The 15,969-nt window shown below is 32.1% G+C and carries 14 protein-coding genes, 1 tRNA gene and 1 pseudogene; 5 read left to right on the top strand and 11 right to left on the bottom strand.

Going from position 1 to position 15,969, the window contains the following annotated elements; all coding sequences use genetic code 11:
* From BLV79_RS11060 to BLV79_RS11045, 4 genes and pseudogenes are all read right to left on the bottom strand, one after another.
* A pseudogene (locus tag BLV79_RS11060) lies at positions 1-237 on the bottom strand (helix-turn-helix domain-containing protein); the annotation flags it as partial.
* Between the two features lie 83 nt (positions 238-320).
* The gene (locus BLV79_RS11055; RefSeq protein WP_242871465.1) at positions 321-860 is read right to left on the bottom strand and encodes a virulence RhuM family protein; all 540 of its coding nucleotides are present in this window, start codon (positions 858-860) and stop codon (positions 321-323) included.
* An 8-nt stretch (positions 861-868) separates the two neighbouring features.
* The gene (locus tag BLV79_RS11050) at positions 869-1,558 is read right to left on the bottom strand and encodes a sigma-70 family RNA polymerase sigma factor (protein WP_074718963.1); all 690 of its coding nucleotides are present in this window, start codon (positions 1,556-1,558) and stop codon (positions 869-871) included.
* On the bottom strand, positions 1,543-2,397 hold the full coding sequence (locus tag BLV79_RS11045; RefSeq protein ID WP_074718961.1) for a helix-turn-helix domain-containing protein: 855 nt from the start codon (positions 2,395-2,397) through the stop codon (positions 1,543-1,545). Before BLV79_RS11045 ends, BLV79_RS11050 begins: the two co-directional genes overlap by 16 nt.
* 546 nt (positions 2,398-2,943) lie before the next feature.
* On the opposite strand from BLV79_RS11045, the gene BLV79_RS11040 reads away from it, so the two are divergent.
* The 4 genes from BLV79_RS11040 (at position 2,944) to BLV79_RS11025 (ending at position 7,517) form a co-directional block, all read left to right on the top strand.
* Positions 2,944-4,185: a hypothetical protein gene (locus BLV79_RS11040; protein ID WP_074718959.1), complete on the top strand. Its 1,242-nt coding sequence runs from the start codon at positions 2,944-2,946 to the stop codon at positions 4,183-4,185.
* 83 nt (positions 4,186-4,268) lie between these two features.
* Entirely contained in the window at positions 4,269-4,817 is a 549-nt protein-coding gene (locus tag BLV79_RS11035; protein ID WP_242871464.1) for a CHC2 zinc finger domain-containing protein, read from the top strand.
* On the top strand, positions 4,792-6,129 hold the full coding sequence (locus BLV79_RS11030) for a virulence-associated E family protein (protein ID WP_074718965.1): 1,338 nt from the start codon (positions 4,792-4,794) through the stop codon (positions 6,127-6,129). The genes BLV79_RS11035 and BLV79_RS11030 overlap by 26 nt, the downstream gene beginning before the upstream one ends.
* 110 nt (positions 6,130-6,239) lie before the next feature.
* Complete coding sequence (locus tag BLV79_RS11025; protein WP_074718955.1) at positions 6,240-7,517, top strand: tyrosine-type recombinase/integrase; 1,278 nt, start codon at positions 6,240-6,242, stop codon at positions 7,515-7,517.
* Positions 7,518-7,531: 14 nt separating this feature from the next.
* Here the strand turns inward: BLV79_RS11025 and BLV79_RS11020 are convergent.
* From BLV79_RS11020 to BLV79_RS11000, 5 genes are all read right to left on the bottom strand, one after another.
* Positions 7,532-7,605, bottom strand: a tRNA-Arg gene (locus BLV79_RS11020).
* Positions 7,606-7,802: 197 nt separating this feature from the next.
* Positions 7,803-8,702: a DUF3881 family protein gene (locus BLV79_RS11015; RefSeq protein WP_074718953.1), complete on the bottom strand. Its 900-nt coding sequence runs from the start codon at positions 8,700-8,702 to the stop codon at positions 7,803-7,805.
* A gap of 14 nt (positions 8,703-8,716) precedes the next feature.
* Positions 8,717-9,226 (bottom strand): DUF4446 family protein, encoded by a 510-nt coding sequence (locus BLV79_RS11010; protein ID WP_074718951.1) that lies wholly within the window; start codon positions 9,224-9,226, stop codon positions 8,717-8,719.
* A 23-nt stretch (positions 9,227-9,249) separates the two neighbouring features.
* Positions 9,250-10,155, bottom strand: a complete 906-nt coding sequence (locus tag BLV79_RS11005) for a ParB/RepB/Spo0J family partition protein (RefSeq protein ID WP_074718949.1) — start codon at positions 10,153-10,155, stop codon at positions 9,250-9,252.
* Positions 10,156-10,157: 2 nt separating this feature from the next.
* Complete coding sequence (locus BLV79_RS11000; RefSeq protein WP_074718947.1) at positions 10,158-10,925, bottom strand: ParA family protein; 768 nt, start codon at positions 10,923-10,925, stop codon at positions 10,158-10,160.
* 1,316 nt (positions 10,926-12,241) lie between these two features.
* Between BLV79_RS11000 and BLV79_RS10995 the strand changes: the two genes are divergently transcribed.
* Positions 12,242-13,180 carry an alpha/beta hydrolase gene (locus BLV79_RS10995; protein ID WP_074718945.1) on the top strand — a complete coding sequence of 313 codons (939 nt, stop codon included), beginning with the start codon at positions 12,242-12,244 and terminating at the stop codon, positions 13,178-13,180.
* A gap of 73 nt (positions 13,181-13,253) precedes the next feature.
* On the opposite strand, the gene rsmG is transcribed toward BLV79_RS10995, so the two are convergent.
* A complete protein-coding gene (rsmG, locus tag BLV79_RS10990; protein WP_074718943.1) occupies positions 13,254-13,967 on the bottom strand; it encodes a 16S rRNA (guanine(527)-N(7))-methyltransferase RsmG in 714 nt (237 codons plus the stop codon).
* Positions 13,968-13,985: 18 nt separating this feature from the next.
* Positions 13,986-15,908, bottom strand: a complete 1,923-nt coding sequence (gene mnmG, locus BLV79_RS10985) for a tRNA uridine-5-carboxymethylaminomethyl(34) synthesis enzyme MnmG (RefSeq protein ID WP_074718941.1) — start codon at positions 15,906-15,908, stop codon at positions 13,986-13,988.
* Between the last annotated feature and the right edge of the window lie 61 nt (positions 15,909-15,969).

Here is a 15,969-nt window from a genome sequence, read left to right as displayed (position 1 = left end):
CAATAACTCTTTAATTACATCATAAAAAGGTGTAATACAGTTATTACATTTACGGGTTTTTGATTTTTCAAATCCATTAATATATTTATCTACGGTTCTACGATCTATACCTAATTCTCTGCTTATTTGGCTTTTATTTACTTTCAAAATGCCTTCCTCCATAAATGGTTTTAATTTATATAAATCATTAACTGATTCAATCTTTAAATCTGATATGATATCTGATTTTATAATCATTGTGAGTTCCTCCTGTTTAACTCATATATCATATCATTTGTACATTTTTATTTAATATTTTTTGTACATAAATAAGTATAACTTTATAAACTACATTGCTCAAATACATCCGCAATTTTCTGATATGCTCGGCGTTCACTGGCTCTAATCTCGCGAATTCTTTCCAATAATTCATCGAAATAGTCTTTCCCAAATGCCCGACCATTTTTCATCATATCATCATTAATTACAAAACCTTTTGTAATGTATTCCTTTAATGTTTTAGTAGCCCATTGACGAAACCTGGTTGCCTTCTTTGAGTTTACACGATAACCAACAGCGATTATAGCATCTAGGTTATAATGATCGATGTTTCGACGAACATTTCTATTTCCTTCTTTTCGAACTACTAAGAATTTCTTAGTAGTTGCCTCCTTAACCAATTCCTCTTCTTCATAGATATTATTAAGGTGCTGAATAACATTTTCTGGAGTACAACCAAATAACTCAGACATTCCTAGCTGAGATAACCAAAAATTATCTTCATTGAAAATAACACTGACAAACTCTTTGGTATCAGCATCTTCGTAAAGTAAAATATCAGCACTATTTACTTCATTAGACATAACATAACGTCCTTTCATTTTTATATTTAGAGTATCTTTCCATCATTCATCCCATCACGCAAAACTCCAAGTGCCCTTGTTTCTATAATCTGCAAATATTTCTCTGTCAGATGGAAAAAAGCTGCTGTTTCTTCGATTGTCTTATATTCAAGAGACTCTATACCGTAGCGATACATAAGAAGTCTGCGTTCACGAGCCGGTAGTAGTTCAAGGCGGTTTCGCATCTTTTGAATCATGACACGAAGCACCGCTTCATCACCTACTGGATCATGTATTCTTCCGTCAGAAATCTTTTCTGCTTCCGGAACACCATCCTCATCAACAGGATTATCATTCAGAAATACCTGGACAATGCCGTGATTAACCAGTTGCCTTTCAAAGGACGAGTCTCCCTTCCTACATAAGTCACGCATAGCATTTCCAGCTACTGTGTAAGCATATGTTGAAAACTTAGTCCGAGAGTTCAGGTCATAACTCTTAGCTGCTTCAAGTAAAGCAAACCGACCTTCCTGGAGAAGATCATCCAACTCAATTCCTGCATAATGGTTTATGTCTATGTCGTGGGTAATCTCCAGACTCTTTGCAAGCTGAGTTATAAGTCCTTCATTTACGATAAGTATCTCTGTCTGTGCAAAAAGGTTATTTTGTTTTACAAGTTCACAAAGCCTTCTGTTGCGGCTATCAATTTCATCTGCATTTGTCATTTCTCTTTCCATAGCTGCACCAACAAAGAAACCGTCTGATCAATCAGCAGTTCTATCTCCTCCATCTTTTCATCACTTATATTTTTATTAATCCTAATTCCTTTAATAACGGCATTCTTTATTACAATAATCTTTTCATTTTCCGGAAGGTTTTTAATATCAGGATTAGCTAAGGCTTCTTTTTTAACTTTCTCGATTATTTCATATTCCAAGAGATCATGGTTGTTTTCATATTCTGCAACTTCATCAACCACTTTCTTTTTTATTTCTCTGATAGAAGCCATAAGCTGTCTTTGAATTCTGTCAAGTTCCACATGTCCTGAAGGCAACTTGGCTGCCTTTAGTTTCTTTTTGGACTGTTGTATTTCTTTATCATTTGGAATCTTCCCTGTCTGTGTTAACTCATTCAAAATATCATAAGAAAAATCCAACAATTTATTCTGCGTTGTTATAAGCCCTGCCACAGCTCCTGAAAAATATGTGGACATCATTTTTGTAGCCATTGCGAACTTGTCATTGATAAGAAGTTCATTCACAACTCGGGGATCAACTTTTCCTGAATAAAGATTTTTGGCAGCATCCACCGATAATCCAAGCTCTTTAATATCATATCCAGTGTTTTCAGGAGTATCTATACGTCCAAGAATATAATCAGTCGGAACTTTATAAAGTTCTGCTAACTTTAGCAAAATATCACTGCTGATAGTTTTAGTTGACCCGTTTTCTATTCGGCTATAAGTGGTCTTATTAACTCCTATTACCTCGGCAAGCTTTTCCCTGCTTTTGTATCCGTTCGCTTCTCGAAGTTCTCTAAGTCGCTCTTGAAGATTTCCAGGTAAGTATTCACCCATCCTTGCAGCAGTCCTTTCTGATTATTGATACAAAGCAATATTAGCATAATGGGTGCAAATTTGCATCAGAACAAGGATTATTTCTATGAAAAATAGTAGCTCTGATGCAATTTGCTATGAAAATGAGGGTACTACCATTTTCATACGAATAATTAATTAGAGCGGTGTTCAGAGGGCGCAGCTCTTTGACGGATTGTAAAGGCAGAGCCTTACGCAAGGGTGCGGGAGTAAGACTCCTGCCGGGATGTATGGTCGAAAGTTTACAACGTGCCGTTGCGCATATATTGCAACGACCGTAGCTAAACAGAGACATACATCTCGTCGGGTCCAGGGCGAAGCGCATGGGCAAATCCAAGGTGCAACCTTGGCCCAATGATGTGTTGCATGCGACACATTGTATTGGGTTATATCCTGTCGCGCTTCGCTTAGAACAGGTGCGGCTTCGCCGGAAATCCAAAGCAACTAATTAATATTTTTAGCCACTAGATTTAAGAAGGAATCGGATAAAACCGGTTCCTTTTTTCGTGGCAGAAAGGAAGGAAAGAAATGAAAAAAGTAAGAGCAACAAGACACAACGGCAGAAAAGGAAAGGAGGGAATTTTTAAAGCCGGGCATAATGACAGATCCTTTGACTTGGATAATGCTGATCACATCGACAGAGACAGATGTTTTATGAATGTCTACTGGGATTGCTATCAGGGATTTAATATCGCTGATGAAAATGGGAACCGTCCTGAAAGGAAGTATAACTTCGATGAAATTGAACGGGTTTTCTATGAAAACAAGTTTTTGGATTCCATTGATGCTCAAAATGAGCGACATCGTAAATCTAGACACACTGAAAGAATTCGTGAAGTAGAGGCTATTCTAAAAGATCCTAAAACATGTCCTGAAGAAACTATTTATCAGCTTGGCACGAAAGATGGTCATGAAGATCCAGCTTTATTTACCAAGGTCGTAGCTGAACTAATCCAAGAAATTGAAAAGTTATATGGCTCAAATATCAAAATTTTAGATTGGGCACTTCACATGGATGAAGGAACACCTCACATTCATGAACGACATGTTTTCTTTGCTGATGATAACTACGGAATGAGTTTTCCAAAACAAGATAAAGCACTTGAAGTCCTTGGGTTCGAAAGACCTGATCCTGCTAAAAAACAAAGCAAACACAATAATCGGAAGATGGCTTTTGATGCAAAGATCAGATCTTTATTCATCGGCATTGCTGAAAAGCATGGCATTACGATTGAGGAAGTTCCGTTGGAGGGAAAAACCCATTTGGAAAAAAATGACTTCATTATAGCCAAGCAGCATGAAGAGATAGCTGCAAATGCTGCTTATATTGAGAATCAATTATTAAAAATATCCGATATTGATGCTTTGGCTGATGATGTCGCTGAAAAAGCATATGAAAAGGCATGCGAAGTCGTTACTGACACCGTCAAAGAAGAGACTGTCAAATCAGATATAGAGATTATCAGTGCTTATCAAAAATGGTTTACAGCACCTGAACGAAAGAATTCTCAGGAGCATAAGACTCTTGTAAAGAAAGTTTTGGATGTGATTATAGATAAGCTTGCTTGTAACAAAGCCATTCTTCTTGAAAGAGTCATAAGCGTCTTAAATTCTCCAGATGTGAAATCAAAAAACAAAACTGAAATCATAAAAACAGCAAAAGAATCTCTTTTAGCAAGACTTCAACAAACCAAAAGTGAAGTTAATAGAAGCAATTCTTCCAAAAATATTATTTCTAAAAACAAGAGAAAAGATATGGAGGAGCGCTGATGGGAAATTTCGATGTTATTCGTGAAAACGTAACAGCCAGGCAGGCGGCTGAGTACTACGGAGTTCATGTCAATCTTAACGGAATGGCCTGTTGTCCATTTCACAATGACAGACATCCCAGTTTGAAACTTGATAAAAGATTTCATTGTTTTGGCTGTCAAGAAGATGGAGATACAGTTGACTTTGTAGCGAAGATGTTTGGTCTGAGAACTATAGATGCTGCAATTAAAATTGCTGAAGATTTTAATTTGGCTGTTGATTTCCAAAGGAAAGAATCAGCAAAAGAACGTAATGCAAGAATTCGCCTAGCCAAAGCTAAAGAACATGAAAATAAAGTGAGACGTGCTTATGCAGAAGAAATCAGACAGTTTCGATTGAAACTGTCTGATTTTTTTCGAACTTTCCATTACTGGAATCTTGAATATGCACCATCAGAAGATGAATGGAACGCCGGAACCATCGATAAAAGATATATAGCCGCTGTTAAGTTTATTGATCAAGTTGGCTATCTTCTGGAAGTCATTGATTTCGGTAACGACGATGATATTTTTGAAATTTACAAAAACAGAGAGGAGATAATTAGCAAATATGAACGAGAAATTACCAATGCTCAGCAAAGAGCAACTAGATGAGGTAGGTAAAGAACTATTACCGGTTGAAAGTCTTAGAGAAACGCTTGAACTAAATGATAAAGGAAACCCAAAAGCAACCTTGTCAAATGTCGTAAGGATTCTGAAAGAGGATCCTTTTTTTATTGGGGCAATTCGACTGAATGAATTTACCGGGAGAATTGATGTTGTTAGAGATCTTGGATGGAAACGTGAACAAGATACTTTGGATGACACTGATATGGCATATATAGCTCTTTATATAGAAGAAAACTATGGAATTAGCTATAACAGTGCGCTTGAAAAGGCTATTCCAATCGTGGCTAATGAAAACAGGTATCATCCTATCAGAGATATTCTTAACAGTCTGGTATGGGATGGAAAGCCTCGCCTGGAAAATATGTTGACTCATTTTTATGGTGTTGAAAAAACTGAACTTGTTACAGAATCCCTGAAGATTTTCTTGCTAGGTGCAGTTAGCAGAGTGTTTTCTCCCGGATGCAAATTTGAAATTTTTTTATGCCTTGTAGGTGATCAGGGTATTGGCAAATCGACGTTTTTCAGATTCCTTGCAATTAAGGATGAATGGTTTTCAGATGATTTAAGAAGACTTGATGATGAAAAGATTGTAGTAAAGCTTCAAAGCCATTGGTTCATTGAAATGGCTGAAATGCTTACAATGCTTAACTCCAAGCATGATGAAGATATTAAAAGTTTCTTGAGCCGCCAAATGGACACCTATCGTACACCATATGCTAAGCATCCCAAGGATCCTAAGAGGCAGTGCGTCTTTGGAGGAACATCAAATAAGCTTGAGATTCTTCCTATGGATAAGAGTGGAAACAGGAGAATCATTCCTATTGAGACTCATGGAGATAAGGCAGAGGTGCACATTCTTGCTGATGAGGAATACTCCAGAAACTATATATTACAGGTTTGGGCAGAAGTTATGGAAATCTACCGAAGCGGCAATTTCTCTCTTACCCTTCCAAAACATCTTGATTCTGAACTGGCTAAGTATCAGCAACGATTTACTCCTGAAGATAATGATCAGGAATCGATAGAATTCTTCCTTTCCAACACTCATGAGAAATATGTATGCGTGAAAATGCTCGCATATGAGGCTCTTGGATATTCTCAATATGATCAGCTGAAGAAAAGTGATTCTAACAAAATATCTGAAATTATGCATCACAATCCTGATTGGGAGGCGGTCGGAACGCGAACTGTATCCAAATATGGACGAGTCCGTGCATGGCGAAGGAAGAATGATTCCATTTCGGATGATGGCTTTATAGAAGCTCCCGAACAAATGGAAATACCATTTAACAACTAAATAATCGCAACTACTAATGTAGCAACCAATTACAGCAACTAACCAAAAAACTTTTTTTGGAAGGTTGCTGTTGTTGGTTGCTTTTTTTATGTAAAAAAGGAGCCAAACTATTGAATTTACAAAATATTAATGACGATAGACCAATCATTCTTGATGATAATACTACTTTACGGATGAGGGATTTACAGCTATTATTTAGCTGTGGTATGGAAAGCGCCAAGGTAAATGACATGCTTACAGTGGCAAAACGTAACTATGTTAAGTCTAAGCATTCCAGAGCAATCTTTAAGTTGCCTCCAAGCAAGAGTTGGAAAAACGGATGCTTCAAGACTTACGTATATGTTGATTCCAAAAGAAAGGAGATCACATCAAGTACAGAAGATAAGCTAATAGAAAAGCTTTATGATTTCTATTATGAAGAAGATAATAAAGCAAAGACCTTAGGTCAGGTATTTGAATTGTTTATGGACTATAAGAAGACCTGCTTAAATAGAAGTGATAAAACCATTGTTACAGATAGAAATCGTTTCAAACATGTTCCACAGCAACTTCTTGAGAAGGATATCAACGAAATAACTGATGAAGACATCAGAAGATTTATTGTTTCCAATCTTCTCCCAAACAATCCTAAACCTGACTTTATCAAGAGAATGCTTCAATCACTTGGGGCTGTTTTTAATTATGGTATTAAGAAAAAGATATGCTTTGATAATCCAGTGCGTTATATTGAGGCTCAGGACTATTACAAACAGTGTGATCAGAAAGTCAAAACTGATGAAGAAAAAGCATTTTCATCTGAAGAACTTTCAATTATAACTGCGGACGCTGAAAAATATCTGGACAACCCAAGAGTATTAATGTCTCTTCTGGCAAAAGAAACAGGCATGAGAGCAGGTGAATTAGCTGCATTACATGTCGATGATGTAAATGATGATTTCATCCATGTTCACAGACAACAGATTAAGGTCCGCGAAGGGAATCACAATAATCTTGTAGAGGTTGGTTACACGAAGGATGAACGCTTACATCCTCATAATGGTCGTTTTATCCCAATAACTGATGAGGCAAGACGCGTTATAAGTTTAGCAAAGGCTATTCCCGGTGATTCTCTTTATCTTTTTCATGATAGCAATTGCTCAAACATGGTTCCAACAGATGGATATGTTCACAACTTAAGGAAACGATGCAAAAGACTCGGATGTATTCCTACAAACAATCATGCTTTTCGTATGGCTTTTAATTCAAGGCTCATTGAAATAGGTTTATCTCCATCTGACAGAGCTCTGATTTTAGGACATGAGGTTCAAACAAATGAGGCACATTATTCTTTAACTGATAAGAGAAGGCTGAACAATATAAAGGAGCGCATAAAAAATGAGGAGTCTTAATAGGCTCCTCATAGCGTCCACGAGAGGATTCGAACCTCCGACCTCTGGCTTAGGAGGCTAGCGCTCTATCCAGCTGAGCTACGTGGACTTATAAACAAAAGAATATATGATATTCTTTGTTATCCCTATTTAGTTTTACTCACTCACACTCACTCAGTCGAGTTTTCACAAGTGCCGTATTTATACGGGCTCCGAGCACCGACCTTTTGGTTAGGAGGCGAGCGCTCTATCCAACTGAGCTACGAAGACGTATAAATTGTAACCTATCGCCACTAATTTATTTTACTACATTTTTTCTGATTTGAAAAGACCAAAGCTAAAACAAACTCTGCCTTGTAACCAAACTTTGCCTTTAAACCTTCTTCCAACTTTTGGTTCACCCAACAAGTCTTTTTCATTAATGCAAAGATCAAATATTATCCTATTTGCCTCAATTTTCATCACATAAATTTTTTCTTTTGTAATAGAATTTTCTTCTTTTCTTATAGCAACAATATTTCCTAAAACATTATAAATATCTGGTTCAACACCATATGGGATAATTGATGTTGAAACGATTGATAAAATATCTTCACTTTTTACCCTCTGGGTCAAATTTGAGTATGTATCAATCTCGCTTTGCATTAAATCTTCAACAGCAGATTCATCTCCCTCTCGAGCTTTTGCAATCAAATCATCTCTTATAGTTTCACTACTATTTTTTATACTTGCCTTCTTCTTACTTTTCTGTACTATTGGTAAAAGTATCCTTCCACTCTCAGCAAGCCCAGCTAAGTATGTACCTTTTGAACTTCTTTTTTCTTTAATTGATTCTGTACAACTCAACATGTTTTGAACATAAAAAATTAACGTCACACCCATTCGAACCTCATCACAAATTCCACATAATGCTTCTTTATCGTAATAACGTTCAAACTCAACTTTTTCTTTAGTACTGATATTAGTTCCATTTAAAAAAGGAAAATAATACTCTGGGACAAACTCATCTGTTCCTTTTCTATAATATCCACATACTTTTATTCCAATATTATCAGCTATTTCGAATTCTTTCTCTTCGTATTCTGTATTGTCTATTAATTTACAGAAAGTAATAATCTGAGCATCTTTATCAACTTTTTTTATCAGTTTTTCTACATCTTCTCTATTAAAATCAGAAAAACCAATTGACTTTAAAAATTTGTTCATTACTTTCTCCTTAATTAAGAAGCTTCATCTTTAATTAGTCCTTTTGCAATATCTAAAGATTCCTGTTCTTCTTTCGACAACTCTAAAATTGAATTTCCTCCAATTATTTCTTTAGCATAAGTATAACTTCCTTCTCTGCTGTGAACTGCATTTATAATTACACCATCTTCAACTTCATTTAACAAGCATAGAGAAAAACTTAGTTTTCCACCCATTTCGTTAAAAGCATCGTATTTTTTTAATCCTACTTTTTGGAAAGTAACACCAAACTTCTTATATAATACATCAATATCTCTTTCGTTTTTCTTATTCTTCTGAATTAATGTATCAACCTGTTCTAGTCTTTTGATCAATGTATCCTCTAAAGTTTTACCATCTTGCCCTTCCATAAAAGCCTTATATTTTTTCTTTAACTTTGAAATCTGAACTAAATTAGCAATCATAATAATAAAAAACAAAAGCATTACTCCTGCTAATCCAATTACAACATAATCTGTATTAATTCCAATATATCTTTCTATCATCATAATCTCCTAGTTATTTCTTCTTACTGAACATTTGTTCTAATAATATCTATTATTCTCTCTAATTCACTTTGAGAATAATATTCTATTTCAAGTTTTCCACTATCTGAATTTTTTGAATTTATTTTGACTTTTGTTCCGAAAATACCTTTCATTTGTTCTTCTAAGTCAGCATAAATAATTCTTAATTTTTCATCTAGTTTATTTTCAGAATTTTGTTTTTTCTCATCTTCACCATTCTGAATTTTTTTAACTAATTTTTCTGTTTCTCTAACACTTAGTTTTTCGTCAAATATTTTTTGAGCAACAGTATACTGCATCTCTAAATCACTGATTCCTAATAATGCTCTAGCATGTCCCGTTGAAATCATTTCATCTACTATCATTTGTTGTACTTTTTCATTTAACTTTAACAAACGCATAGTATTCGTTACAGCAGTTCTGCTTTTCGATACTCTTTCTGCAACTTCATCTTGTTTCAAATTAAATTCTCGAAGTAATCTTTTATATGCTAAAGCTTCTTCAATCGGATTTAGATTTTCTCTTTGAATATTTTCGATTAATGAAATTTCAACAATTTCTTGTTCTGATAAATTTTTTATGATTACTGGAACTTCCTTTAGTCCTGCATTTTTTGCAGCTCTCCATCTTCTTTCTCCAGCAATAATCTCATAAAAACCATCTCTTTGTTGAACAAGTAATGGCTGTAAAACTCCATACTGTTTTATAGATTCCGATAACTCTAAAAGAGCATCTTCATCAAATTCTTTTCTAGGTTGTGTTTTATTTGGTTCAACCTTATTAATAGGAACTTTAATCCCTTCATTAGAATTTACTTTTGTTTCTTCTGTTATTTTTGTTTTATTACTAACTTTATCAGCAATAAGAGAATCTAGTCCTTTACCTAAACCACTCTTTTTTTGTGCCATTTTTATATATCCTCTCTATCCACAATTTCCTTGGCAAGTTTTCTATAGCTTTCAGCACCAGCTGATTTTGTATCATACATATTAATTGGCAAACCGTACGATGGTGCTTCGGCTAGCTTAATATTTCTTGGTATCATTGTATTATAAATCTTTGTATCAAGATTTTCCTTTACATTTTCTACAACTTGATTTGAAAGATTTGTTCTCATGTCATACATTGTAAAAACTAAACCTTCAATTTTCAACTCTGGATTAAGTCTATCTTGAACAAGATTAATTGTATGCATCAATTGACTCAAACCTTCAAGAGCATAATACTCACATTGTATTGGAACCAAAATAGTATTTGCTGTAGTCATTGCATTAACTGTTAACATATTTAATGATGGCGGACAATCAATAATAATAAAATCATAGTCATCTTTAATATAATCAACCGCATTCTTCAAAATATATTCTTTTTCGTTAATGCCTAATAATTCAATTTCAGCACCTGCTAGATTAACATTCGATGAAATAATATCTAAATTTTCTACCACAGATTCAACAATGCTTTCTTGGACAGAACACTCATCTAGCATTAATTCATATACTGTATTTTCAACCTCATTTTTGTCAACGCCCAAACCACTTGTCATATTTCCTTGGGGATCTAAATCAATTGCTAAAACTTTTTTTCCTGCTTCTGCTATACAAGAGGCTACGTTTATAGCTGTTGTAGTCTTTCCAACTCCACCTTTTTGATTTGCTATTGCTATTATTCTTCCCATCTTTTTTTCCTTTCTTGTTTTTTGGACTTACCTTTCTAGATCACTATTTATTATATCATTTATATTTCTATTTTTCTATAATTATGTTTCACGTGAAACATTTTTTATATTTTATACAAAATTACTCTAATGCTTTCTACTTTATTCTGTACAATTTTTATTTAAAAAATAACTTACTTATAAATTTAGCAAAAAATCTTCTTGATTTCAAAAGCATCTCCTTTTACATATATATTTAATTCGATTCTTTATTTCATTCTTTACAAATCTATAACTATTTATATTCTATTCATCCTTATAAATACTTTACATCTTGCAGAATATTTTTCATCTAATCATAATTGAATTATTCATTATAATATTATTTATTATTATATTATTTATTATTATATTATTTACTATTATATTATTCATTTTATCATCAGTTAAATATTATATTTCCCGTCGGATTCATAATTTATTTTTTTCTTAATCATTCATTTTATAAAATTTATAACTCACTTACATATCTTTTTTATTCTTAAATGTTTCACGTGAAACATTTATGGCAATTTAAAAATATACTCTCACAATTATTTTTATAGTTTTTTCTATAAAAAACAAATATTTTTCATCAAAATTTAAAGTCGTCCTGTAAATATTTTTTATTATAATAAGTTATTTATATTTTTGCTAATGTTCTTAATAATAAATAGTTATTTATATTCTTGCTAATGTTCTTAATAATAATTTCCTATTTTATATATTGTTTATTATTCCACCATCTCTATATAACACAATTTAGTATATTCGATAAAATCTAATTCTTAAAATTTACAAATCTTCTAAACATAAATTATTTTCATACTATATAGGTACTTTCATTTTTTTTACACTATAATAGATTCCTTTTACACTATAATAAATTTCTTTTACACTATAATAAATTCCATAAATAGAAACAGATTTATTTTTACTGTTTAAATCAATTTTTTTCACGAATAGTCTTAACATAAATCACTTTAATCCTTTACACATAATTTCATCAAAATAGTGTTCATCCTGTATAAGACTTCTAAATAATATATTTATAATTATATACTTACACCATTTTATTATCTAACAAAAAATATTATATTACTATTCACTTCTAACATTTCTATATCTTCTTTTATTTTTTTCCGATATAATTCTATGGAAAATATAAATAATGTTTTCCTTTTATATAATGTTTCACGTGAAACATTTTCCCAGAAATTTATTGGAAAAATATTTGTAAAAACACTGAAAGACATATATAATTAATTATATAAAGAAATTTATAAAGGAGGGGTTATATGAAAAATTTCACTAAAAAACTACTGTTTTTCACAACTCTATCAATAGTAACAATGGAAGGATATAATAAATATATTTCATATAAATCAAAAGAAGATTTGAAAGATTCCTCTGTTAATGGTGATTACTATGATTACAAATATGGAAATATTTATTACAAAAAAAGAGGTCATGGAAGTCCTCTTCTATTGATTCATGATTTAAATCCAATGGCATCATCAAAAGAATGGGACAAATTATCGGTGTTATTAGAAAAAAATCACACAGTTTATACCATTGATTTATTAGGTTGTGGTCTTTCTGATAAACCTAACTTAACATACACTACTTACTTCTATGTTCAGCTTATTAATTCTTTTATTAAAAATGTAATAAAAGAAGAAACAACTGTTGTAGCATCACACTTATCAAACACTGTAGTTACAATGGCTAACCAAATGGAACCAGATTTATTCACAAAACTATTTTTAATAAATCCAATATCTCCTGACTGTACTAGAGGTGATATAAATTTCATAGAAAAATTAAAGAAAAAACTTATAAACACTCCTATATTAGGAACTTTCATTTATAATATTACTTTTTCAAAAAAGAATATATTAAATGTTTTTAAAGAGGGTTATTTTTACGATTTTACAAAAATTGATCAATCATTACTTAACACTTACCACGCAAATTCACATATTGACAACTCTGCTGGAAAATATTTATATTCAAGTATGATATCTAATTATCTAGATGTTAACCTAAATAATGCATACGAGAATATTCAAACTGAAACAACAATTATTTCATCTCGAAATAATTTTGCTTCTAATGAAGAATTTAATACAATTGCTAATAAGAATGATCAAATTGATGTTATAACAATATCAAATTGTAAGCTTATGCCTCATTTAGAAAATCCAATTAAAATTTCAAAACTAATAAACAAATAAAAAATTTCGTTATAACAAAAAAATAGATACTTTCCTACAATATAGGGAGTATCTATTTTTATTAATACTACTTTTATAAAGGTTTTTTTGAAGGAACTCCTGCTTTACGAGGATATTTTTTTGGTGTTCCTTGTTTCTTTTCAATAATAATAAAACTTCTCTTATTATCATCAATTAAAAAATTATGAACATCAACTATTTTTCCACCTAATAAAAATACAGCGGATTTAGAACTTTCAACTTCTTCTAATACTTCTCCAGATTTATATGAAATAAATTTTCCACCTATTTTTACAAATGGAACGCAATATTCTGATAAAGTTGATAAATTAGCAACCGCTCTTGACACAACAACATCAAATTTTTCTCTGTATTCTTTGTTCATTGCCAAATCTTCTGCCCTAGCATGTACCGTATGGATTTTTTTTAATCCTAATCTATCAATCACCTCATCTATAAATAATATCCTTTTATTTAAAGAATCTGCTAAGCAAATTTCTATTTCAGGAAAAATAATCTTCAAAGGAATTCCCGGAAAACCTGCACCCGTTCCCATATCTAATATCTTAATATCTTTTTTTAGATTACAAACCTGAATCAATGAAATACTATCTATGAAATGTTTGGTTAATACTTCATCAAATTCCGTTATAGCTGTTAAATTCATAACTTTATTTTTTTCAATCAACATTTCATAAAACATGAACAACTGTTCTATTTGTTTTTCAGTGATTTCTATCTCGTATTGTTTTGCAAAATCATATAGTTTATCAAAATTATATTTCATATATTTTCTCCATTTATTCTATTCATTATTTCCATTTAATTGATAAAACAAATCTGGATTAGAATATTTAAGTTGCTCTAAATATACTAAAATTACTGAAATATCTGCTGGAGATACACCAGAAATTCTTGATGCTTGTCCAATTGAAATAGGTTGCAATTTATTTAATTTTTGAACAGATTCAATTCTTAGTCCTCCAATATTTGAATAATCAAAATTAGTAGGAAGTTTCTTTTTCTCTAATTTTTTAAAATGTTCAACCTGTTTAATTTGTCTTTTAATATATCCTTCATATTTAACATTAATTTCAACTTGATTTTTTACTTCTTCTGGTAAATTAGGTCTATCTGGATCTAGCTCCGCTAAAGAATCATAATCTAATTCAGGTCTTCTCATTAAATCAGCTAATGAAACACCTGTATTAAGAGGAATACTATTGTGTTGCTCTAAAAATTGCTGAACTTTTTTATTTGCACCAATTTTTACCTCATTAATTCTTTCAATTTCTTCTTTAATCATTTTAGCTTTCTCTTTTACCCATTGATATCTATCTTCTGATAAAAGTCCAACACGATGACCATGCTCAGCTAAACGTAAATCAGCGTTATCCTGTCTTAGTAATAATCTATATTCAGCTCTAGATGTCATCATTCTATATGGTTCATGATTTTCTTTTGTTACAAGGTCATCTATTAACACACCAATATAAGCTTCAGATCTATCTAAGATTAATGGATTTTTATCTAAAAGTTTCATAGCTGCATTTATACCAGCGATAAGGCCTTGGCATGCAGCTTCTTCATAACCTGAACTGCCATTAAATTGACCACCACTAAATAATCCATGAACATTTTTAAATTCAAGAGAAGCATATAATTGATTAGGATTTATACAATCATACTCAATTGCATATGCATTTCTAACTATTTTAACATTTTCCATTCCTGGAACAGTTCTATACATTTCTAGTTGAACATCTTCAGGAAGCGATGAAGACATTCCTCCAACATACATTTCATTTGTATTCAATCCCTCTGGCTCAATAAAAATCTGATGTCTATTTTTATCAGCAAACTTAACAACTTTATCTTCTATTGATGGACAATATCTAGGACCAGTACCCTCAATTACACCAGAATACATTGGGGATCTATCCAAATTACCTCTTATAATTTCATGCGTTTTTTCATTTGTATAAGTTAACCAACATGAAATCTGGTCAATCTGAACATCTTCAGGATTTGTTGTAAAAGAAAATGGTACAACTTTTTCATCACCTAATTGTTCCTGCATCTTAGAAAAATCTAAACTTCTCTTATCAACACGTGCAGGGGTTCCAGTTTTAAATCTGTAAATCTCAATCCCATGTTCTTTTAAAGAATCAGTTAAATGAGTAGCGGCTTGTAATCCATTAGGGCCTGTTTCATTTATATACTCACCCGTCAAACATCTAGCTCTTAAATAAGTACCTGTACATAAAACAGCAGCTCTACAATTATAGGTTGCACCTGTTACAGATTTTACACCCGTAATATTATTATTTTCATCTGTAATTATTTCGGAAATTTCAATCTGCTTAATAGTTAGGTTTTCTGTATTTTGTAAAGTTTTTCTCATTTCCATACTATAAGCTGCCTTATCAGCTTGTGCTCTTAACGAATGCACAGCAGGTCCTTTTGATTTATTCAACATCTTTGATTGGATAAATGTTTTATCTATATTTTTTCCCATCTCTCCACCGAGAGCATCAATTTCTCTTACTAAATGTCCCTTAGAACTTCCTCCGACATTAGGGTTACATGGCATAAGTGCAATACTGTCTACACTTACAGTAAAAATAATTGTTTTGAGTCCTAATCTAGCACACGCTAAAGCAGCCTCACATCCAGCATGTCCTGCTCCGACAACACACACATCATAATTTTCAATTATTGCAGGCATTTTCTTCCTTCTTTCTATTACTAAAAAATTCTATTAAAAAGTTTAATCTATAATATATAAT

Source organism: Lachnobacterium bovis DSM 14045, from assembly GCF_900107245.1.
In the GTDB taxonomy this organism is placed as follows: Bacteria; Bacillota; Clostridia; order Lachnospirales; family Lachnospiraceae; genus Roseburia; species Roseburia bovis.
The sequence above is the reverse complement of the archived record's forward strand: the minus strand, read 5'-3'. Positions and strand labels throughout refer to the sequence as shown.

What these genes read in the sequence shown, in the direction of transcription:
- BLV79_RS11030 (WP_074718965.1), top strand. Translation starts at nt 4,792, where the DNA reads ATGCTCAGCAAAGAGCAACTAGATGAGGTAGGTAAAGAACTATTACCG.
- BLV79_RS11040 (WP_074718959.1), top strand. Translation starts at nt 2,944, where the DNA reads ATGAAAAAAGTAAGAGCAACAAGACACAACGGCAGAAAAGGAAAGGAG.
- rsmG (WP_074718943.1), bottom strand. Translation starts at nt 13,967, where the DNA reads ATGAAATATAATTTTGATAAACTATATGATTTTGCAAAACAATACGAG.
- BLV79_RS11045 (WP_074718961.1), bottom strand. Translation starts at nt 2,397, where the DNA reads ATGGGTGAATACTTACCTGGAAATCTTCAAGAGCGACTTAGAGAACTT.
- BLV79_RS11035 (WP_242871464.1), top strand. Translation starts at nt 4,269, where the DNA reads ATGGCCTGTTGTCCATTTCACAATGACAGACATCCCAGTTTGAAACTT.
- mnmG (WP_074718941.1), bottom strand. Translation starts at nt 15,908, where the DNA reads ATGCCTGCAATAATTGAAAATTATGATGTGTGTGTTGTCGGAGCAGGA.
- BLV79_RS11015 (WP_074718953.1), bottom strand. Translation starts at nt 8,702, where the DNA reads ATGAACAAATTTTTAAAGTCAATTGGTTTTTCTGATTTTAATAGAGAA.
- BLV79_RS10995 (WP_074718945.1), top strand. Translation starts at nt 12,242, where the DNA reads ATGAAAAATTTCACTAAAAAACTACTGTTTTTCACAACTCTATCAATA.
- BLV79_RS11050 (WP_074718963.1), bottom strand. Translation starts at nt 1,558, where the DNA reads ATGGAAAGAGAAATGACAAATGCAGATGAAATTGATAGCCGCAACAGA.
- BLV79_RS11000 (WP_074718947.1), bottom strand. Translation starts at nt 10,925, where the DNA reads ATGGGAAGAATAATAGCAATAGCAAATCAAAAAGGTGGAGTTGGAAAG.
- BLV79_RS11010 (WP_074718951.1), bottom strand. Translation starts at nt 9,226, where the DNA reads ATGATAGAAAGATATATTGGAATTAATACAGATTATGTTGTAATTGGA.
- BLV79_RS11005 (WP_074718949.1), bottom strand. Translation starts at nt 10,155, where the DNA reads ATGGCACAAAAAAAGAGTGGTTTAGGTAAAGGACTAGATTCTCTTATT.
- BLV79_RS11055 (WP_242871465.1), bottom strand. Translation starts at nt 860, where the DNA reads ATGAAAGGACGTTATGTTATGTCTAATGAAGTAAATAGTGCTGATATT.